This window comes from Sorangium sp. So ce302 (assembly GCF_051530145.1).
GTDB lineage: Bacteria > Myxococcota_A > Polyangia > Polyangiales > Polyangiaceae > Sorangium > Sorangium cellulosum_B.
This window is the reverse complement of record NZ_CP150326.1, coordinates 11,908,087-11,928,155: the sequence shown is the minus strand read 5'-3', so window position 1 is coordinate 11,928,155 and position 20,069 is coordinate 11,908,087. Positions and strand designations below refer to the sequence as shown.

General features: G+C 72.6%; 20 protein-coding genes. 11 read left to right on the top strand and 9 right to left on the bottom strand.

What is annotated here, in order from left to right:
- Positions 1-151 precede the first annotated feature (151 nt).
- A complete protein-coding gene (gene rpe / locus WME73_RS45185) occupies positions 152-865 on the bottom strand; it encodes a ribulose-phosphate 3-epimerase (protein ID WP_437913587.1) in 714 nt (237 codons plus the stop codon).
- A gap of 175 nt (positions 866-1,040) precedes the next feature.
- On the opposite strand from rpe, the gene WME73_RS45180 reads away from it, so the two are divergent.
- A complete protein-coding gene (locus WME73_RS45180) occupies positions 1,041-1,475 on the top strand; it encodes an N-acetyltransferase family protein (protein ID WP_437546919.1) in 435 nt (144 codons plus the stop codon).
- A gap of 172 nt (positions 1,476-1,647) precedes the next feature.
- Entirely contained in the window at positions 1,648-2,151 is a 504-nt protein-coding gene (locus WME73_RS45175; RefSeq protein ID WP_437913586.1) for a cyclic nucleotide-binding domain-containing protein, read from the top strand.
- A gap of 65 nt (positions 2,152-2,216) precedes the next feature.
- On the opposite strand, the gene WME73_RS45170 is transcribed toward WME73_RS45175, so the two are convergent.
- Together WME73_RS45170 and WME73_RS45165 are read right to left on the bottom strand one after the other, a co-directional pair.
- Entirely contained in the window at positions 2,217-2,705 is a 489-nt protein-coding gene (locus tag WME73_RS45170) for a hypothetical protein (RefSeq protein ID WP_437913585.1), read from the bottom strand.
- 155 nt (positions 2,706-2,860) lie between these two features.
- The gene (locus tag WME73_RS45165; protein WP_437913584.1) at positions 2,861-3,295 is read right to left on the bottom strand and encodes a hypothetical protein; all 435 of its coding nucleotides are present in this window, start codon (positions 3,293-3,295) and stop codon (positions 2,861-2,863) included.
- Positions 3,296-3,509: 214 nt separating this feature from the next.
- Here WME73_RS45165 and WME73_RS45160 point away from each other — a divergent pair, with 214 nt between their 5' ends.
- The 3 genes from WME73_RS45160 to WME73_RS45150 are packed head-to-tail and all read left to right on the top strand — an operon-like array spanning position 3,510 to position 6,174.
- The gene (locus tag WME73_RS45160) at positions 3,510-4,208 is read left to right on the top strand and encodes a YggS family pyridoxal phosphate-dependent enzyme (RefSeq protein ID WP_437742448.1); all 699 of its coding nucleotides are present in this window, start codon (positions 3,510-3,512) and stop codon (positions 4,206-4,208) included.
- Positions 4,205-4,789 carry a TlpA family protein disulfide reductase gene (locus WME73_RS45155; RefSeq protein ID WP_437742447.1) on the top strand — a complete coding sequence of 195 codons (585 nt, stop codon included), beginning with the start codon at positions 4,205-4,207 and terminating at the stop codon, positions 4,787-4,789. Before WME73_RS45160 ends, WME73_RS45155 begins: the two co-directional genes overlap by 4 nt.
- Entirely contained in the window at positions 4,786-6,174 is a 1,389-nt protein-coding gene (locus WME73_RS45150) for a replication-associated recombination protein A (protein ID WP_437913583.1), read from the top strand. The genes WME73_RS45155 and WME73_RS45150 overlap by 4 nt, the downstream gene beginning before the upstream one ends.
- Positions 6,175-6,203: 29 nt before the next feature.
- On the opposite strand, the gene WME73_RS45145 is transcribed toward WME73_RS45150, so the two are convergent.
- Both WME73_RS45145 and hpt read right to left on the bottom strand, forming a co-directional pair.
- Positions 6,204-6,536 carry a tetratricopeptide repeat protein gene (locus WME73_RS45145; RefSeq protein ID WP_437913582.1) on the bottom strand — a complete coding sequence of 111 codons (333 nt, stop codon included), beginning with the start codon at positions 6,534-6,536 and terminating at the stop codon, positions 6,204-6,206.
- Entirely contained in the window at positions 6,533-7,054 is a 522-nt protein-coding gene (hpt, locus tag WME73_RS45140) for a hypoxanthine phosphoribosyltransferase (RefSeq protein WP_437528234.1), read from the bottom strand. The genes WME73_RS45145 and hpt overlap by 4 nt, the downstream gene beginning before the upstream one ends.
- Before the next feature lie 151 nt (positions 7,055-7,205).
- Between hpt and WME73_RS45135 the strand changes: the two genes are divergently transcribed.
- Positions 7,206-7,652: an acyl-CoA thioesterase gene (locus WME73_RS45135; RefSeq protein WP_437295991.1), complete on the top strand. Its 447-nt coding sequence runs from the start codon at positions 7,206-7,208 to the stop codon at positions 7,650-7,652.
- 46 nt (positions 7,653-7,698) lie between these two features.
- Here the strand turns inward: WME73_RS45135 and WME73_RS45130 are convergent, their stop codons facing one another.
- Together WME73_RS45130 and WME73_RS45125 are read right to left on the bottom strand one after the other, a co-directional pair.
- Complete coding sequence (locus WME73_RS45130; RefSeq protein ID WP_437913581.1) at positions 7,699-8,997, bottom strand: hypothetical protein; 1,299 nt, start codon at positions 8,995-8,997, stop codon at positions 7,699-7,701.
- Positions 8,994-9,749, bottom strand: a complete 756-nt coding sequence (locus WME73_RS45125; protein WP_437913580.1) for an HAD family hydrolase — start codon at positions 9,747-9,749, stop codon at positions 8,994-8,996. Before WME73_RS45125 ends, WME73_RS45130 begins: the two co-directional genes overlap by 4 nt.
- Positions 9,750-9,968: 219 nt before the next feature.
- On the opposite strand from WME73_RS45125, the gene WME73_RS45120 reads away from it, so the two are divergent.
- Complete coding sequence (locus WME73_RS45120; protein WP_437913579.1) at positions 9,969-10,361, top strand: hypothetical protein; 393 nt, start codon at positions 9,969-9,971, stop codon at positions 10,359-10,361.
- Positions 10,362-10,461: 100 nt separating this feature from the next.
- Here WME73_RS45120 and WME73_RS45115 read toward each other — a convergent pair whose 3' ends face one another.
- On the bottom strand, positions 10,462-13,461 hold the full coding sequence (locus WME73_RS45115) for a carboxypeptidase regulatory-like domain-containing protein (RefSeq protein ID WP_437913578.1): 3,000 nt from the start codon (positions 13,459-13,461) through the stop codon (positions 10,462-10,464).
- A 100-nt stretch (positions 13,462-13,561) separates the two neighbouring features.
- The gene (locus WME73_RS45110; protein ID WP_437913577.1) at positions 13,562-14,824 is read right to left on the bottom strand and encodes a LeuA family protein; all 1,263 of its coding nucleotides are present in this window, start codon (positions 14,822-14,824) and stop codon (positions 13,562-13,564) included.
- Between the two features lie 158 nt (positions 14,825-14,982).
- Here WME73_RS45110 and WME73_RS45105 point away from each other — a divergent pair, with 158 nt between their 5' ends.
- The 4 genes from WME73_RS45105 to WME73_RS45090 are packed head-to-tail and all read left to right on the top strand — an operon-like array spanning position 14,983 to position 20,055.
- Entirely contained in the window at positions 14,983-17,277 is a 2,295-nt protein-coding gene (locus tag WME73_RS45105; RefSeq protein ID WP_437913576.1) for a heme lyase CcmF/NrfE family subunit, read from the top strand.
- Positions 17,274-17,846, top strand: a complete 573-nt coding sequence (locus WME73_RS45100) for a cytochrome c-type biogenesis protein (RefSeq protein ID WP_437742437.1) — start codon at positions 17,274-17,276, stop codon at positions 17,844-17,846. Before WME73_RS45105 ends, WME73_RS45100 begins: the two co-directional genes overlap by 4 nt.
- Positions 17,843-18,586 (top strand): hypothetical protein, encoded by a 744-nt coding sequence (locus WME73_RS45095; RefSeq protein ID WP_437742436.1) that lies wholly within the window; start codon positions 17,843-17,845, stop codon positions 18,584-18,586. Before WME73_RS45100 ends, WME73_RS45095 begins: the two co-directional genes overlap by 4 nt.
- A complete protein-coding gene (locus tag WME73_RS45090; protein ID WP_437913575.1) occupies positions 18,583-20,055 on the top strand; it encodes a carboxypeptidase-like regulatory domain-containing protein in 1,473 nt (490 codons plus the stop codon). The genes WME73_RS45095 and WME73_RS45090 overlap by 4 nt, the downstream gene beginning before the upstream one ends.
- The last annotated feature ends 14 nt before the right edge of the window (positions 20,056-20,069 follow it).

Sequence of the window (20,069 nt, the reverse complement as noted above, 5' to 3'; positions counted from 1 at the left end):
ACCAACCCGACCAGCCCAACCCCCCTAACCGGCGCCGCCGCGAGCGCCGCACCGCGCCAGCGGCCGCGCTTCGACGTCGCGCCCATCGCGCACGGCGCGCCCATCGCGCAGCGCGCCTGGCCCGCCGCGGCAGCGTCCTCGACGCGCCGGGTCACGACGGCTCCCTGGCGGGCGTGCGGAGCGCGCGGATCGCCTCGGCATACCGCGCGACGCGCTCGTCGAACGGCAGATCCTCGCCCCGCGCCACCGCACCGAACACCGCCGAGCCCGCGACGAGCGCCCGCGCCCCGGCGGCGATGACCTGCCCGGAGGTCGACGGGGCGACGCCGCCGTCGACCTCGAGCGCGATGTCCAGGCCTGCCTGGTCGATCGTCTGGCGCAGGCTCTGCAGCTTGGTGAGCGCCCCCGGGATGAACCGCTGGCCGCCGAACCCGGGGTTGACGCTCATCACCAGCACCAGACCGATATCCGCCATCACGTGCCGGATCGACTCCTCCGGCGTGTGGGGGTTCAGCACGACGCCAGGGCTCGCGCCTGCGTCCCTGATCTGCTGGAGCGTCCGGTGCAGGTGAGGCGACGCCTCGACGTGGACCGAGATGCGATCGGCGCCGGCGGCCGCGAACTCCGCGACGTAGCGCTCGGGCTCGACGATCATCAGGTGGACATCGAGGGGAAGACGCGTCGCGGCGCGAACCGCGCGAACGACGAGCGGCCCGATCGTGATGTTTGGCACGAACCGGCCATCCATCACGTCAACGTGGATCCAGTCGGCGCCAGCGGCCTCAGCGGCCCGTACTTCCTCCGCGAGACGACCGAAGTCAGCCGACAGGATCGACGGAGCGACGATGATTTTCTCGTGACGCACAGGGGTAGCGCTAGCAGGCGTGACGCGCGGCGGCTAGCCGAGCATCCACGAGCGCGCTTACGGGGAGGCCGGCGCGGCTGCTAGGCTGCGCAGGTCTTCGCGATGCGTTCGTGTCGTGCGCGCGGACGCTGCAGATCGAAGGCTGGGGATCCGAACCGTTCGAGTGAGGTGATGCATGGAGACACGGCCGCTGACGAAGCCCGACTACGACCGGATCGTGGGCGAGATCGATCGGTGGTGGGCAGGCCCGACCAGCGCGCTCGCGCACCCGATCTTCTTCTACGAGCTCGGCAGGCTCGCGCGCGTCGTCGAGGATCGCGGGCTGCTCGTCGGCTTCCTGCTCGGGTTCAGGTGCCCGGACGCGGCGATCGGGTACGTGCACCTCGTCGGCATTCACCCGGACTATCGCCGCCGCGGCGTCGGCAGGATGCTCTACGCGGCGTTCGAGGAGGACTGCCGCCGCGAGGGCTGCCGGCAGCTCAAGGCGATCACGACGCTGGGCAACGAGGGCTCGGTGCGCTTCCACGCCGCGGTCGGCTGGTCGGCGGCCGAGATCGAGGACTACGCCGGGCCTGGGCGTCCGCGGATCGTGTTCACCAAGGACCTCTAGTGCGGATCGCGCGGAGCACGGGCGTGTTGCGGCGTACGCTCTCGACGGGGTACATCTGCTCGGGACCGCGAGGTGGAGCGATGCGAGAAGGCGGGCATGTTCGCGACGTGGTGGTGGGCGTTGTCGGGTCAGCCGGCAGGACGGTCGCCGCGGGCGCCCTCGGTGCATCCAGGTGAGCCATAACCCTTCGCTGATCACGCAGCTGCGCGAGATCGGGCTGTTCGGAGGCCTGGGCGATCACGTCCTCCAGGGCCTCGCCGACACGCTGGAGCTGCTCGATCTGGAGCCGGGCGCCGTCGCCTTTCGCGAGGGCGACAGCGGCCGCGAGATGTTCGTGCTGCTCTCGGGGGAGATGGAAGTGCTCAAGCGGTCGAAGCGCGACGTCGAGGCGCGCATCGCGGTCCTCGGGCCGAACGACTGGTTCGGCGAGATGTCGATCCTCGACGTGATGCCTCGCTCGGCGACCGTCCGGGCGATCGCCCCGTCGCGCTTGCTGCGCGTCTCCGCGCACGATCTCGACGCCCTCTACCGGCGCGATCTCAAGTCGTACACGCTGCTGGTGCTGAACATCGCGCGCGAGATGTCGCGCCGCCTTCGCGTGGCGGACAGCCTTCTCGCCGAGCTGGTGGCGAACATGCTCGACGAGTACGCGCGGCCGCGGCGACCCGGGATCTGAGCCGGCGCCGCCGCGTCAGTCGACGTCGAGCGCTCTGCCCGCGGGCGCCGGGCCCACCGGTCGCCTCAGCCGCCGTCTGGACCGATCGCTCCACCGGCGCCGGCTTCGCCGCCCGCGCCGCCTGCACCACCGCCGCCGGCGTCGCCACTGTCGCCGGCTTCGCCGCCCACACCACCAGCACCGGCTTCGCCGCCTGCGCCGCCCGCACCACCGTCGCCCGCTTTGCCACCCGCGCCGCCCGCACCACCGGCGCCGACTGGGTTGGCCGGTTCGCCCCCCGTGCCGGTTCCGCCGGTGCTAGCGGCCCCAGTCGAACTGGACCCAGTCGAACTGGCGCCGTTCGAACCGGCCGCGTCTGGCGGCAGGAGGCCACCGCCGCCCGCGCCGTCGTCTTCGCCGGGATCGCCGGCGGCGACGCCCCCTCCTGCGCCGGTCGCGCCGAGGTCTTCGCAATCACCGCACCCGATGCCCCCCTCGGCGGGAGGCTCCGGTTGTGGATTGAACACACAGCCCGCAAGGACGACCCCGAACACAAGGACGACAAGCTGGCGCATAAGCTCCCTCCTCATAGCACCCTGCGCATGTCCCTGCCCGCTTGTGCGGCGCCCTCGTCCGCGGGAACGCTGCGTCGAGCGCGATCCGTCGGCTGCTTCTCGCTCGCTCTTACCGCCGGGCCGACGCCGCCGTCAGGCCCGGGCTGCGTGCTCCTTCAGCCGCATTCCACGGCACCGGCGCCTCCAGCGCCGCCCACACCGCAGGGCTCGCCGTCCGCGCCACCCGCGCCACCCTGGCCGCCCGCGCCGCCCGCGCCGCCCTGGCCGCCCGCGCCGCCCTGGCCGCCTGCGCCGCCCGCGCCGCCCTCGCCCCCTCCAGCGCCGCCCTGAGCGCCCGCGCCGCCGTGGCCGCCCGCCGCGCCCCCATCGCCAGCGCCGCCGCCCGCACCCGAGGCCTCCCCGCTGCCAGCGCTGGTCCCTGCCGCCGTGTTGCCGGCGCCCGTGCCACCCGAACCTGAGCCGCCGACCGCCGCACCGGTCGACGACGACCCGGAGGGATAGGGATCCCTGTCATCGAACGGCGGTTCAGGCTGCGGGTTGAACGAGCATCCAACCGCGAGGAGCAGGGGGAGGAACAGCAGGCTTCGCATGGCGGGTACGCCGAGTATGGCAATCAACATGCCACGTGAAAATAGCCAGAAAGCGCCTTGCTCGGTCCGCCGTCGACGCGGTGCTCAGGCACACTCTGGCACGCCGCTCGGGCGGTTGGATCCGGCACTTCCCTCCGCGCCACGACCCGCGCGGACCGTCCGCTGCGGGTGTCCCCCCTGGTGTCCACGGCGGCAGCTCGCGGTATCGTGCGGCGTGATTTCGGAAGACCTGGGGAACGTCGCATCGCGGCTCGACGAGGTGCGGCGCCGGATAACGAGCGCCGCCGCGCGGGCAGGGCGCGGGCCAGAGGAGGTCCGGCTCATCGCCGTGTCCAAGGGGAAGCCCGCGGAGGCCATCCGCGCCGCCTACGCCGCCGGGCAGCGCGATTTCGGCGAGAACTACGCGCAGGAGCTCGTCGAAAAGGCCGAGGCGCTCGGCGATCTCGACGGGCTCGTGTGGCACGCCATCGGCCAGCTCCAGAGGAACAAGGCGAAGCTCGTCGCGCGCGTCGCGCACGTCGTGCAGTCGGTCGACCGGGAGGAGCTCGCCGTGGAGCTCGATCGGCGCGCGGCCGCGCTCAACCGCACCCTCGACGTCCTGATCGAGGTGAACGTCGGCGGCGAAGCCTCGAAGGGCGGCTGCGCCCCCGACGATTTCGCGCCGCTCCTCGCCGCGATAACCCGGTGCGCACACCTCCGGCCGATCGGTCTCATGACCATCGCGCCGTTCCTCGAGGACCCGAGCGACGTCGTGCCGTTCTTCGCGCAGCTCCGCGCCCTGCGCGACGCGCACGGCGGCCGGGCCGTGCTGCCCGAGCTCTCGATGGGCATGTCGCACGATTTCGAGGCAGCCATCGCGGAAGGCGCGACGTGGGTCCGCGTCGGCACCGCCATCTTCGGAGCCCGCGGATGACGGCGACGTCCGCCGCGTCGCGCCTCGGCGCGGCCTTCCCTGGCGGTGGCGTCGCGCGCGGCGCCACGCTGGCTACGTGCGCGCTGCTCGCGCTCGCGTGCGGGCCGGGCGCGATGCCCGCGTCGGTGCGCCACCCGCTCGTCGGCAGCGCCGCGCCGGAGTTCCACGCAGAGTCCACGGCGGCGGTCACCGTCGGCGTGCCCGGCACGCGCAGGACGCGGGTCACCGTGATCGACTTCTGGGCGTCCTGGTGCGCGTCGTGCAGCCGGACCATGCCGGCGCTCGACCGGCTCTGGCGCGACCGCAAGGCGGACGGGGTGGCCGTGATCGGCGTGAACGTCGACGACTCGGAGGCCGCCGCGGAGGCCGCCGCCCACGAGCTCGGCGCGACGTTCCCCATCGTCGCGGACCTCGATCAGCGGCTCTCCGGGACCTACGGCGTCGCGCAGGTCCCCCTCACGTTCGTGGTCGACGGCGCGGGCACCGTGCGCTGGGTCGGGCACGATCCGGCGAGCGCGCGCCGCGCCGTCGAGGTCCTCCTCTCGGAGCGCCCCGCGGGCGCGCGGTCGGTCTTCGAATGAGCGCGCCCCGGGGCGGCGGCGGCGCGCGACGGCGGCCCGCGGGCGACGAGCCGACGCTCTTCGACGCCGCCCGGCAGCGGGAGCCGGAGCTCAGGGCCGCGGTGCCCCTCGCCGAGCGCATGCGCCCGCGCTCGCTCGAGGACATGCTCGGCCAGGCCCACCTCCTCGGCGAGGGCAAGCTGCTCGCTCGCGCGATCGCGGCCGACCGGATCCCCTCCATGATCCTGTGGGGCCCGCCGGGCGCCGGAAAAACCACGCTGGCGCGCGTCGTCGCGCACACGACGAACGCCCGCTTCGTCCCCTTCAACGCCGTGCTGGGCGGCGTGCCGGAGCTCCGCGAGATCCTCGCCCAGGCGCGCACCGCGCGCTCCTACGAGGGCAAGCGGACGATCCTGTTCGTCGACGAGATCCACCGCTTCAACAAGGCCCAGCAGGACGCCTTCCTCCCGCATGTCGAGGACGGGACGATCACGCTCATCGGGGCGACCACCGAGAACCCCTCGTTCGCGGTCAATGCGCCGCTGCTCTCCCGATGCAAGGTCTTCCGGCTCCAGGGCCTCGACGCCGCGGAGCTCGTCGAGCTCCTGCGCCGCGCCCTCGAGTCGCCCGCCGGGCTCGCCGGCGCGATCGCCGCCGACGACGACGCGCTCTCGGCGATCGCGGCGCTCGCGCAGGGCGACGCGCGCAGGGCGCTCACCACGCTGGAGATCGCCGCGGACGAGGCGGGGCGCGCGGGCGCCTCGACGATCACGCGCGAGCTCATCGCCGGCGCGAGCGAGCACAAGACGCTGCTCTACGACAAGGCCGGCGAGGAGCACTACAACGTCATCAGCGCCTTCATCAAGTCGATGCGCGGCTCCGATCCCGACGCCGCCATCTACTGGCTGATGCGCATGATCGAGGCCGGAGACGACCCGCTCTTCCTGCTGCGCCGGATGATGATCTTCGCCTCCGAGGACATCGGCAACGCCGACCCCCGCGCGCTGGAGATCGCCGTCGCCGCGGACGCCGCGTTCCGGCGCATGGGGATGCCGGAGGGGCTCTACCCGCTCACGCAGGCGGCGCTCTACCTCGCCACGGCCCCGAAATCGAACGCCTGCAAGGCCGCCTGGCAGTCGGCGCAGGCCGCCGTGCGCGAGCACGGCGCGCTCCCGGTCCCGCTCACGCTGCGCAACGCGGTCACGCGGCTGATGCGCGACGAGGGCTACGGCGAAGGCTACCGCTACGCGCACGACGAGCCGGGCGGCGTCGCGCGGGGCGAGGCCTACCTCCCCGAGCCGCTCGCGGGCAGCCGGTTCTACGAGCCGACCGATCGCGGCTACGAGCGGACCATCGGCGAGCGCCTCCGCCGGATCCGCGGCGAGGGGGAGGGCGAGGGCGGCTGAGGCGCGGCGACGGCCGAGCCGTCACGGCGTCACGCGTCGTCGTCGTCGCCGCCGCCCGCGCCGGCGAGCGCCTGCTGGAGCTCGCTCAGCGCGTGCTGATCTCCCTTGCTGCGCGCGGCCCCGATGCCGTCGACCAGCCAGGCGCGCCCCTCGTCGAGGCGGCCTGCCTTCACCAGCATCGTCCCGCACATGAGGTACATCGGCACGTACGCCGGATCCATCACCCGGAGCGCGCCGAACGTGGCGAGCGCGTCGTCGTGGCGCCCTTGCCCCGCGTACTCCAGCGCGAGCGCGTACCAGTGGAACGGATCCTTCGACCCATCCCGGGTCATCTTCTCGAGCATCAGCAGCCGCTTGCTCACGTCGCCTCCACAACCCCGATGAACGGCAGGTTCCGATAGCGCTCGGCCCAGTCGAGCCCGTAGCCGACCACGAACTTGTCCTCGATCGTGAAGCCCAGGTAGTCGATGGGCACCTCGACCCGCGCGCGCGCCGGCTTGTGCAGGAGCGCGCAGACCTTGACGCTGTTCGGCATCCTCGTGCGGAAGAGCTGGAGCAGGTGCGAGATCGTGAGGCCCGTATCCACGATGTCCTCGATGAGGAGGATGTCCTCGCCCTCGATCGGGCGGGTGAGGTCCTGCGTGATCTGGACGACGCCTGTCGAGGCCGTGCCCTCGCCGTAGCTGCGCACGCCGAGGAACTCGACGCGCACCGGGAGGTCGATGTGGCGCGCGATGTCGGCGGTGAACACGAAGCTCCCCTTGAGCACGGAGACGAGCACGAGCCGGCGCTCCGCGTAGTCCCGGGTGATCTGCGCGCCGAGGTCGCGCACGCGAGCGCCGATCTGTTCGGCGGACAGGAGCGTCCGGACATTCGCCATGCCGCCCGCTAACATCGCGGCGCCCGCGCCACCAGCGCCGAGGCGGGCCCGCCGTCGCAGCGCGTTGCGATCCCATGTCGTGCGGCTGGTGTCGCGCGGTCGCTCTGCTGCTGCCCGGGTCGAAACTGGGTTAGTCTCTGCGCCTCCCGCGATGCCGCTCCCTTCTCTGCCTGACGCGCCCCCGCACCTCACCTCGCGCACGCCCCTGGCCGTCCGCTTCTGCGAGACGGATCTCATGGGCATCGTCCACCACGCGAACTACGTCATCTACCTGGAGGCCGGCCGCATCGACTGGCTGAAGCGCCGCGGCCTCTCCTACGAGGAGATGGTGCGGCGCGACCTTCACCTCGCCGTCGCGGAGCTGCGGATCAAGTACCGCCAGGCCGCGCGGTTCGGCGACGACCTCGTGGTCGAGACGACCTGCCGCGAGGTCCAGCGCGTCACCGCGCGCTTCAGCTACCGGATCCTCCGGGGCGAGGACGTGATCTGCGACGGCGACATCCTCCTCGCGTGCCTGGGCTCGAACCTGACGCTGACGCGGATCCCGGACGACATCGTCCAGCTCCTGGCGAGCCCCGAGACGACGGCCGATCGCTAGGGCAGGGGACGCCGTCCTCGCTTCCGCCGCCGCCCGCCGCCCCGCTTCAGCCGCCGTCCGCCGCCTCGGCCCCGCTGCGCACGATGCGCGCCGGCATCTCGACCGTCTGCGGCGGCTCGATGCGCTCGCCGAGGAACGTGCGCCACTGGACGACGTAGCGCCCGCGCAGGGGCCCGATCACGTAGCGCTCGCTCGCCTGCGGCACGGCGACCGCGGGGATGCCGTCGACGAGCAGGTAGAGCAGCGCGTCCGTCTGGTTGACCGCGACGAACCCCTCGCCAGGCGCGCCTGGGTCGACGCTCGCGGGCAGCTGGAGCGGCTCTGCTCGGATGGCCGCGAGCTCGTCGCGCGTCAGGAAGACGCCGCCCTGCGCCGACGGGAGCCCGGCGGCGGCGTACGCGGCGCTCGGGGGCGGCATGAGCATGTCGGTCGAGATCAGGTCCGTTCGCCGGGCGATCGACGTGACCTCGAACGCGACGCCGCCGCCGCCTTGCCAGGCGTAACTCGCGTAGAGCGGCACCTCGCCGGCAACGCACTCGGGCGACTTCGGATCCACGCCGAGGATCTCCAGCAGCGCCCGGCAGAGCAGCGGCCCCCCGTCGCCGGCCTCGGTGACCCTGCCGAGCTCGACGTACAGCGTGCCGAGGCTCCCGTGCACCTCGACCTTGCGGACGTCGATCTCGAGCCGCTTGCCGTCGCCGACAGGACGCGCCGAGCCCGTCGACAGCGGCGTCACGTCGACGCGCCGCTCGCCGAGGAGCGTGCGGAGCGCCCCCGGCGGCACGACCCGGTACTGGGTCAGGGACGGCCAGAGCAGCACCTCGCCGTACACGTCGTGGCGCGCGCGGAGCTCGGAGCCCGCGGGCAGCGGGAGCGCGCGCGACGTGAACTGGACCCGCATCCGGCCCGTCTCCGCGAGCTCGACCTTCCACGTCAGCTCGGTGAGCTTCTGCGCCGCGTGGATCCCGGAGGCCGCCACCTCGGGCGCCTTGGGGGGCTGCGGCACGTCGCGGAAGCGAAAGGCCGCCTCGAGCGTGACGCCGGGGAGCTCGCGGGGCGAGAGCGCGTCGTCCGGCAGGGGGGTGGCGGGCGAGAGCGGCAGCGGCGACTGCGGGCTCGCCTCGGACATGATGAGCCGGCCGTAGTCGTCGGCGATGATCTTCGAGGTCGCCTCGGCGGCGGAGGCGTCGATCAGGTCCGGCGTCTCGTTCGCGAGCGGCGCGGGGAGGATCCTCGCGTTCGGGCTCGCGCCGGCCTCCACGGGATCGACGGGCGGGTGGCGCGACGGCTCGCACCCGGCGGCGGCGAGCAGCAGGAAGGCCACGGCGACGCGCGCGGCGATCACGGCTCCAGCTCGAACGTGTGGATGACGCGCACGCGCGCGTCGAGCGGCGGCGGGTCGGGCGCGCACTGCGTGTCCAGGAAGACCGCGGTGCAGCGGGGATGGCAGCCCAGGAGCAGGTTGCAGTTGGCCGCCTCGTTGTCGAACACCGCGATGACCCGCCCGAGCCGCGAGAGCTGCGGCGCGACGCTCCGCTTGAACTCGGTGTCGGGCATCTCGAACCTCGGCTTCACGACGAGCTCCGTGCCGATGACCCCGATGGGGAAGCCGAGGTCGCGCAGGCTCGCGAACGAGCCGAGCGCCATCTTCGGCAGGTCGCGGCCGGTGAGGTACACGAGGGTCGCCCCCGCCGCGTGGCAGTCGCGCGCGTACTGGCTCGCGCCCGGCACCTCGACGTCGTGCCGGATGTGCGGATCGTTGAAGAAGCGGGCCCTCCAGAAATCGAACGCGTGCAGGTGGAGCGCCTCGTCGTGGACGCCGAGCTGCCGCAGGTTGTCCTGGAACCCGTACACGATGCCGTCGGGCGACGCGCGCTCGAGGAGGGCGGCGGCGTGCGGGTGCTTGCGGCGCCACTCCTCCGCCAGCTCATGGAGGATCGCGACCACCCGCGGCCGGTTATCCATGAGGGTGCCGTCCAGATCGAAGACGATCACGGGGGGCCCCTCCGACCGATCGGCCGCGCGCTCGACGATGGATCTCAGGAGCCGCGTCCGCTCGAGAGGGACGAGGCGCTTCTCGTGAAACAGCGTGCTCAAGGTCGTCGCGCCGTGGAAACGCGCACCGTCCGCGCGGCTCCTCGGGCCGGAACCCTAGCGCGAACTCGCCCTCCCCAGAAGCGACGGCGCCCCCACCCCTTCGCCGGGCCCTGCGGATCTGCGTAAGTGTGCAGAAATATCCTACATTGTTGGCCTAGTCATTCCGTTCTTCGTAGGATTTTCCAAATCGGGACCCGTCGAGGCTCCGAAGGAAGGCCCATGCAGAACCGCATCAAGACCGCTCTGGCCCTGGCGATGGCGCTGACCGCCGTGGTGGGCTGCTCGAAGACCCCTCGCGATCGTCTGCAGGGGCGCTGGTATGGCGATGCCATCGAGAACGCCCCTGTGGATCAGCTCACCAAGGCGACCGGATGGGTGAAGGGAACAGCGCTCGAGTTCAACGGCAGCAAGGTGACGGTGACCGTGCCCGCGGAGACGCCGCGCAGCGGCACCTTCAAGGTGACGAAGGCGGACGGCGATCAGATGACCGTCGCTTTCCTCCGCCCCGAGGGCGGGCTCGATGAGGCGGCGTTCCGCTTCGCCTCGGATCAGACGCTGCGCTGGGAGATCGGCGACGGCCGCGCCATCGTGCTGACGAAGGCGAAGAACTGAGCTCGGCCGGCGCCGCGCCATCCGGCGCCGCCGCCGAGCACCGCTGCCGGGCGCTCGCTCCGGGCGCCTCCGCCGGCGCCCCGGGCGAGCGCCCGGCCGTCTATCGCCGCACCCGCTCCCTCCGCACCCGCGTGAGCCACCGCGCCTCGCCGCGATCGCCGTCCCGCGCGAGCAGCACCACGACATCCTCCGAGAGCGGCCCGGTGAGGCGCCGCCGCGCTTCCTCGATGGAGCGCACCTCGACGCCGTTCACGGACAGGAGCCGATCGCCGGGCTCGATGCCGGCCTCCTCGGCCTCGCTCGCCGGGGGCACCGACACCACGGTCACGGTCTTTCGCTCCTCGCCGAGCGTCACCGCCAGGCTCCCTGCGCCCTTCGGATCTTGCCGCGCGCCGTCTCCTGGCAGCGCGATCCTCACGCGTTCGGTCGTCCTGCCGGCCCGGACCTGCACCGGCTGCGACTCGGCGCGCCCGAGATCCGCGCTGTACGCCTCGATGACCGCCGTGCCCTCGGGCAGCCCGCCGAGCTGGAACCGCCCGTCGCGGTCGGTGGTCACGACGCCCGGCGGGAGCGGGCCGAGCGGCAGGTACGTCGGCACGCGGTCGCGCGCGACGCGGGCCCCCGCGACCGCGTCCCCGCGCTGATCGACGACCTGGCCGGCGACCTCTCCCGCCTCGGACAGGTCGATGCGCCCGAGGTCCGTCGGGCGATCGGGATCGCCGGCGATCGTCACCCGCAGCGTCGCCGGCGCGTACCCGTCGCGGCTCACCGTCACGCGGAACTGGCCCGGGGCGAGGTCGGCGAGCGTGAAGGCGCCCTCCGCGTCGCTCGTGGCGCGCCGCGGCCCGGTCGTCGAGAACAGCGTGATCCGCGCGCCCTCGAGCCGCTCCCGCCCGCCGCGCCCGGTCACGGTGCCGGTCGCCTTGAGGGCGGCGCCCATCTCGAGCCGCAGCTCCTTCGGCGCGGCGTCGACCTGCTCGACGCGCGGGGACTTGCCGGAGCGCACGAGGCTTACCCGGAGCGGCAAGCCGGCGGCGTCGGGCAGCAGCGCGTCGCCGTCGTCGTCCGTGAACAGCGTCTTGCGGAGCGGGACGGCCACGTCGAGCGAGAGCACGCGCACCTCCACGCGATCGAGCGGGTAGCCGCGATCGTCGGCGACGTGGATGGCCACCGCCTCGCGCACCTTCGGAAGGACGACCTCGATCTCCTTGCGATCGCGCTCCGGCACCTCGACGACGAGCCGCGCCACGACGTCGCCTGGCGACTCGGCTCGGGAGACCGAGACGAGCACCTCGTCGGGGACCGCGGCGAAGGCGAACGTGCCGTCGTCCGCGGAGTACGTCACCCGCTCGAGCGAGCCGGCGGTCGCGGCCAGCTCCACGCGCGCGCCGGCGACCGGCTTGCGGTCCTCCTCGAGGACGCGGCCCTCGAGCAGGCCGCCCTGGCGCATCACCACGCGCACGTGGGCCTCGCCGCCCGGCTGCAGGGTCACGATCTCGCTGGGCGTCTCGACGTACTCCGGGTGCCGGACGATGGCGTGGACGCGCCCGGGGGTGACGGGCTCGGCCCGGAACGTGCCATCGGCGCGCGTGACCCACGGCTCGCCCGAGCGCACCGAGGCGGCCGGCAGGACCGCGTCGCCATGCGGCAGGTCCGGGATGGGGCCCGGCATGACCCCGAGCTCGCCCGCGGGGATCAGCGGCGCCGGGCCGGGCAGGGCGCGCTCGAAGTGCTCGTCCCTGAACTCGGACATCGCGGTGGTCTCGTCGATGGGCATCCCCTCGGCGTCGGCGCCCACGACCTCGATCGTCGCGCCCGGGACCGGGTAGCCGCGGTCGTCGACGACCTCACCCACGAGCGCGCCGCCGCGGAGCAGGGGGATGCGCACCTCGGTCGCGCCCGCGTCGACCTGCACGGCGTTCCTCGGCACGAAGCCCGCCGCCAGGGCCGAGGCGCTCGCGTACCCCGGCGCGATGGGCCCGAGCGTCACGGACCCGTCGTCGCCCGTGCGGCCGTGCAGCGGGAACGCCGACAGGCCCTGCTCGACGAGCACGACGTTCGCGCCCTTCACGGCCGGCGCGTCCTCGCCGTCGCCGTCGGTCACGAGGAGCCGCACATGGCGGCCGGGCCCGAGGACGAGCTTCACCTCCTTGCCCTCGCCGCGCCTCACGGGCACGGCCAGCGCGGTCGCGCTCACGGCGGCGCCGCGCCGGGCCTTGAGGTCGTACACCCCGTCGCGGAGCCCGGCGATCCTCGCGGCGCCCGTCGCGTCGGTGGTCGTGCTGCGCGCTGGCCACAGCCCGGTGCCGGCGGCGAGCACGGTCGCGCCGTCGGCCGGCTGCCCCTCCGCGTCCACCACGCGGACCGTGAGGGCGCCGAGCCGATCCATGCGGAGCCTGAGCGGCGCCGGCCCGGGCACGATGCCCGTCCGCACGGTGTCCTCGAAGCCGAGCGCCGACGCGCGGACGACGTAGGGCGCCGCCCCGAGCCGATCGAACCGCGCGCGGCCGCCTTCGGCGGTGGTCGCCGCGAAGGGGAGGGGATCGGCGGTCGCGACCGTCACCTCGGCGCCGTCGATCGGGCGCTCGGCCTCGTCGACGACCAGCACGTCCAGCACCTTCGCGGGCCGCAGCACGAGGTCGACGGCGCGGGGGCCTGGCTCGAGCGCGACGCGGGTCGAGGCGCGGGCCCGCTCCGCGCCGTACGCCATGATCCAGGCCTCCCCGGACGGCAGCCCGGCGAAGCGAGCCTCGCCCGAGGGATCGGTCTTCAGCTCGCCCGCAAAGTAGGCGCGGTCCTCGCGCATGGCGAAGACGCGCACGGTGGCGTCCTTCAGCGGGCGCCCCTGCTCGTCGCGCACGGTGGCGGTGAGCTCTGCCGCGCGCCCTTCCACCCACGCGGGCACCGGCGGCGCCGGGATCGGCGCCCGCGGCAGGAACCGCGGCCCCAGATCGCGCAGCGTGGTCGCGGCGAGGAAGCAGACCAGCGCGGCGATCGCGGCCAGGACGGTATCGAGCCGCGACCGGCGATCGGCCCGGTCGCCTTCCGCTGCGGGTTGCTTGTCCTGTTCCGCTGCGGGTTGCTTGTCCTGCTCGGCCACGGCCTGGATTTCTACTCCGGATCCGTGAAAACGCCGAACGTCCCGCCGCCGTTCCCGCCGCCAGCGCCTGATCGCGCGGCGCCGCGCCGGCGTCCCGGGATCAGGCCTGGCGGCCGCGGTGCAGCTCGATCACGGCCTGGATCTCCTGCTCGGACAGGATGTGATCCGTCGCCTTGGCCTTCGCCAGGATGGCGTCGACGAGCTCCTTCGAGGGCTCGATCTTCCGCTGCCGGAGCCAGTAGTTCACGTTGGAGGCCCCGGACATGTAGCCCACGCAGATCTCCTGCTTTCGCCCGAACATGCCGGCGGGGACGCCGGAGTAGATCCGGTCGGCCATCCAGGAGTCGCCCTTCGACTCGGCCTTGATGATGGCCGCCGCGTGCACGCCGGTCGCCGTGCGGAAGGCGTCCCGTCCGACCAGGGGATAATTGATGGGCACCTCCCAGCCGACCGCCTGCGCGGCCGTCGTGCAGTACTCGAGGAGGTGGGTGAGGTCCTGGTGCTCGAGGAGGCCGAGGAGCTTCATGTTGAGCAGGATGAGCTCCATCGCGGCGTTGCCGACCCGCTCGCCGATCCCGAGGGCGGTGCCGTGCACCCGGTCCGCGCCGAACTGGAGCGCCCAGATCGCGTTCTCGAGCGCGAGGCCGCGATCGTTGTGGCCGTGCCAGTCGATGCCGACCGACGCCCCGGCCCCCGCGACGATGGCCCGCGTGAAGTTGATGAGGTTGCGGACCCCGTCCGGCGTCGCGTGCCCGACGGTATCGCACAGGCACAGCCGGGACGCGCCGTGATCGATGGCGACCTTGAAGAGCGTCGCCAGCACCTCGGGGCGCGAGCGCGTCGTGTCCTCCGTGACGTAGGCGACGGGGAGCCCGGCCTTCACGCCCGCGTCGATCGCCGCGGCGCTCCGCTGCGCGATGAGGTCGACGTCCCACGCCTCCGCGAGCTGGCGGATCGGGCTCGATCCGATGAAGGCGTAGATCTCCACAGGGATCCCTGCGCGCTGGGAGATCTCGATCATGGGCGTGATGTCCGAGACGACCGTGCGGCCCGCGCAGGCAACGCGGAGCGGCAGGTTGTTGTCGGCCACCTCCCTGCACATCCGGAGCACGTCCTCGAACGCCCGCTGCGAGCTGCCGGGCAGGCCGACGTCGGCGATCTGGATACCGATCTTGGCCATCAGGTGGAGCAGCTTGAGCTTGCTCTCGATGTTCGGATCGGCGACCGAAGGGTTCTGCAGGCCGTCGCGCAGGGTCTCGTCGAAGAAGCCGATGTTCTCCGGGATGACCCGCCCGGCGCGACCCACCTCGTTCCAGTCGTAGGTCAGCTCGGTCGGGCGGTTACCGGAGGCAGCGATCGCCATGCACTATTATAGTGCGCCGCGCTCGACGCCGGGCCTGAAGCGAAGCTTTTCCGGGGCGCTCGCCATGACGCACGGCGCAGGTGGAGACGGGCGATCGGTCGCGCGCTGCGGTGCGCTGGCCCTGCGCGCCCGGCAAGCCTAAGCTTGCGCCCACGACGATGTGGCAATCCCTACCTGAGTTCGGGACCGGCGTCCTTTACGCCATTCTGGTGACCGCGGCGTATACCTTCGCCGTCGGGCTCGCGTCGGCGCGCGGGCGGCCGCGGCTGCTCCAGGCGGCGCGGCTCGGCGCGTACGGCACGATCGCGCTGGTCGGCCTCGCGGTGCTCGTGCTGGCCTACGCCTTCGTCAGCCACGATTTCCGGATCGCCTACGTCGCGCAGTACAGCGACCGGTCCATGAGCACGCCGTACCTCATCGCGGCGCTCTGGGGCGGGCAGGACGGCTCGCTGCTCTGGTGGATGTTCCTGACCGCGCTCTTCTCGGGGGGCTGCGTCGTCTGGCTGCAGCGCCGGTATCTGGAGCTCCAGCCCTACGTCATCGCGACGCTGATGAGCGTCCTGATCTTCTTCGCGGCGCTGATGATCTTCGCGGTGAACCCGTTCCGGACGAGCGTGGCGGGCGCCCCGCTCGACGGCAACGGGCTGAACTACCAGCTGCGCAACTTCTACATGATCATCCACCCGCCGAGCCTCTACATCGGCTTCACGAGCGCGGCGGTCCCGTTCGCGTTCGCGATCGCCGCGCTCGCCACGGGCCGGCTCGACAGCGAGTGGATCGTGGCGACGCGCAAGTGGATGCTCTTCTCCTGGCTGTTCCTCTCCATCGGCAACGTGCTCGGGATGCTGTGGGCTTACGAGGAGCTCGGCTGGGGCGGCCCGTGGGCCTGGGATCCGGTCGAGAACGCCGCGTTCCTCCCGTGGCTCACCGCGAGCGCCTACGTCCACTCGACGATGATCCAGGAGCGCCGCGGCATGCTGAAGGTGTGGAACATCTCGCTCATCTGCGGGACGTTCTTCCTCACCATCTTCGGCACCTGGCTCACGCGGTCCGGCCTCATCGCGAGCGTCCACTCGTTCGCCCAGTCCGGCATCGGCATCTGGTTCGTCGGCTTCATGGCCGTGATCCTGGCCACGTGCACCGCGCTGATCGTCTACCGCCTGCCGCGGCTGCGCAGCGACGGGCAGTTCGAGTCGATGCTGTCGCGCGAGGCCGCGTTCCTCTTCAACAACTGGGGCTTCTTCAGCATCATGATCTTCATCGCGGTCGCGACGGTGTGGCCGCGCATCAGCGAGTGGCTGCTCGACCAGAAGTCGACGCTCGGGCCGACGTTCTACAACATGTGGCTGCCCCCGATCGCGCTCGTGGTCTTCCTGCTCATGGGCGTCGCGCCGCTGCTCGGGTGGCGGAAGACGTCGCCGGAGCTCTTCCGGAAGAGCTTCCGCTGGCCGGTGCTGGCCACGGTCGTCACGGTGGCGCTCCACCTGACGCTCGGGAAGAGGGTGGGCTTCGCCCCGTTCGTCGCCGTGGACCCGATCTACCCCGGCCAGCTCGGCGACGCGCTCGCGAAGCTCGCGTCGACCTACCCGTTCTTCACGGTGGCCATCGCGGCGTTCAACATCGCCGTGGTCGCGCAGGAGTTCGCCCGCGGCATCGCGGCGCGGCAGAAGCGCGGGAAAGAGCCGCTCTTCACCTCCTTCTACAACCTGATCGCCAGGTCACGGCGCCGCTACGGCGGCTACATCGTGCACGTCGGCATCGCGGTGATGTTCCTCGGGTTCGCCGGTCGCGCGTGGGGCGTCGACAAGGAGATCAGCCTCCACCCGGGCGAGTCCGTGCAGATCGAGGAGTACCGCCTCACCTACGCCGGCCCGCGCATGGAGGTCGACAGCGAGAAGCGGATGGTCTTCGCCGACCTCGACGTCGAGCGCCACGGCGCGCCGATCGGCCGGATCAGCCCGGCGAAGTTCATCTACAAGGCGTCCCCGGAGGCGCCGTCGACCGAGGTCGCGCGGCACATCACCGTCAAGAACGACCTCTACGTGATCATCGGGATGGCGAACCCCCAGACGAAGGTCGCTTCGTTCCAGATCCACGTGAACAACCTGATCTCGTTCATGTGGTTCGGCGCGGGCATCCTCATCCTGGGGGCGCTCGTCGCGATGTGGCCTGACATCGCGCTCGAGGAGGCCGGCGCGTTCGGTTATGTGCGGGCGGCGGGGTCCGTCACCGCGTCCGTCGTGTTCGCCTTCCTGCTCGCTGGCGGCGCGTCGCAGGCCTACGGGCGCCCCGCCCAGGAGGGGCTCGGGCGGCCCGTCTTGGTCGCGCCCGGCGCGGCGGACGGCGACGTCCGCGCCCCGGGCTCGGGCGCGTCGGTTGATTCCGGGCGGTCGCCCGCGATCGGTGCCATGCTCCCGACCGCTGCCGAACCGATGCAGCCGGCGTTCGAATGAGCCGCACGCGAAGACTCATCCAAGGCATCACCCTCCTCGTCGCGGGCGCCCTCGCCCTCGTCGTCCTGCTGCGCTCGCCGGAGTTCGCCCACAGCCAGCAGCTCGGCGAGGGGATGCAGCGCTCGGGCGTCGTCGGAATCGCGAACGACATCGAGCGCAAGCTCTTCTGGAGCCTGATCTGCACGTGCGGCTGCCCGCGCGAGACCCTCGGGACGTGCACGTGCGGCACCGCGCACGAGCGCCGCGACCAGCTCCGCGCGGCGCTCGCGTCGGGGCTGTCGATCGAGGCGATCCAGGCCGCCTACGCCGAGCGCTACGGGGCGGAGGCGCTGGCCGTGCCGCCGAACAAGGGGAGCCAGCGGCTGCTCTACCTCCTCCCGCTCGGCGCCATCGTGGTCGGCGCGGGCATCGTCGTCGCGACGCTCCGCCGATGGAAGCGGCGCAGCGACGAGGCGGGCGCCGCCGGCCAGCAGCGATCCGCGAAGGGCGTTGTCCCCGGCGCCCGTGACGATTACGACGACAAGCTCGACGAGGAGCTCAAGAGCCTGGACCGCGAAGACCGCGAATGAGCGCCGAACAGCCCGCCAAAAGCGCCACCTCGGCCACGGCCGACGAGACCGTGACCCGGGGTACTGACTCGCCGCTGGAGCGGCAGATCGTGCACTACGCCCGCTTCGGGGCGCCGCTCGCGGCGCTCGTCGGCGCTGGCATCGCGGGGCTCGTCGCCGGGCCGCCCGCGGCGATCCTCGTGCTCGCGGGCGGCGCGCTCGTCGCCGTCATCGCCATCTTCTGGGCGAGCCTCCGCGTGCTGATCGGGGAGACGCCGCTGAGCGGCGCCGACGCGTACGCGATCGGCGCGCCGCGCGCGGAGGAGGAGCAGAAGCAGGCTGTCCTGCGCGCGCTCAAGGACCTCGAGTTCGAGCGGAGCGTCGGGAAGATCAGCGATGAGGACTACGCCGAGCTCGTCGCGAAGTACCGCGCCGAGGCGAAGCGGCTCCTCCGCCTGCTGGACGCCGACGCGCAGCCGCGGCGCGAGCAGGTCGCGGCGCTCGTGGCGAGGCACCTCCAGCGCGCCGGGCTCCAGGACGACGGCGCGCCCAGGGAGCCGGACGAGGCCGCGGCGACGGCGGAGCCCGCGGCGACGCAGGGCGTGGCGTGCGGGGAGTGCGGCACGCTGAACGACGAAGACGCGGTGTTTTGCAAGAAGTGCGGGACGAAGCGCGCGCTCGGCGCGCCTCAGGACGACCCGGCTGCGACGGACGACGCCGCGGCCAGCGTCGATGAGAACGACCGCAGGAGGGCCTCGTGATGCGCTGGACCGGGTGTACCGCGCTCGCCGCGATCGCCTCGCTGAGCATCACCGCCGCGCAGGCGGTGCAGGCGCAGCCGGCTGCGTCGGCGCAGCCGGCTGCGTCGGCGCAGCCCGCGGCGGTGGACGCAGGCGCGCCCGACGCTGCGAGCGAGCTCCCGCCGGGGCATCCCGAGGTGGGGCAGGGGCTGCCTTCGGGCCATCCGCCGGTGGGGAAGCCTCCCGCGGCAGATGCGGCCTCCCGGCGCGCCTCGGAGCAGTTGACGGGCCTGTTCGATGCGCCCGAGGACACCGTCCAGGAAGACACAGGGCTCCCGCCCGGCGTCCTCGTGCTCACCGTGCGGGACGCGGATGGGAACCCCGTCCCTCGCATCTCCGTCGACGTCGACATCTTGCAGAGCTCGGTGGCGAAGGGCGACTCGCGCGAGCGCATCAGCCGAGAGACGGACGACGCGGGCACCGTCCGGCTCGAGAACCTCGCGATCGCCGGCGGCACGAGCTACGGCATCTCGGTCACGCGCGACGGCGGAACGTTCTCGATCCCGCATTTCGGGCTCAGCGCCGAGGCCGGAAAGCGGGCTGTGCTCCACGTCTACGATGCCACGCCGAACGTGAGCGGCCTGATGGTCGGGACGCAGGGCATCGTCTACCTCCAGCTCCGGCAAGACTCGATCTCGGTGGAGCAGCTGTTCCAGGTCTTCAACCTCGGCCGCGTCGCCTGGCTGCCCAACGAGACGTTCGCGCTCCCGCGCGACTACAAGGCCTTCAACAAGACCGAAGGCATGGGCGAGGAGATGCGCTTCGACGAGGTCAAGGGCACCGGCGTGGCGCTGCGCGGCACCGTGAGCCCTGGCCGGCACGAAGGGCAGTTCCGCTGGCAGGTCCCTCTCCATGACGAAGAGCGCCAGACGATCCGCATCGAGCTGCCGCCGCGCATGGCCCAGATGCGGGTGATGGCCGAGGCGTCGAAGTCGATGACGCTGAACGTCGCCGGCTTCCCCGCGGCCCAGCGCACCCAGAACCGGGACGGGAAGAAGATCCTGATCACCGAGATGCAGGGCGTCCGCACGGAGGGCGGGATGAAGGTCATCGAGATCACGCTCGGTGGTCTGCCGACGCCGGGCGTGGGCCGGTGGATCGCGCTGGTGTTGGCCGGCGCGACCGTGATCGGCGGGGCCGCGCTGAACCTGGTCCGGCGGCGCGACCAGGACCGCGGGCCCGACGACGAGGAGCGGCGGGAGCTGCTCGAGGCGCGGAACGCGCTCCTCGACGAGTTCGTCGAGCTCGAGCGCGCGCGGAAGCGGGGCGACGTCGGCCCGAAGACGTACGATCGCGTCCGTGCGGCGCTCCTCGACGCGCTCGCGCGCATCGTGGCCATGATCGAGGCCAGGCCGGCGCGCGGGAAGGCCGCTGGCGCGCGCGAGGCGGCCGGCGCGCTCAAGGCCGACGCCGGATCGCCGCGCTCCTGAGGGGTGGGGGCAGC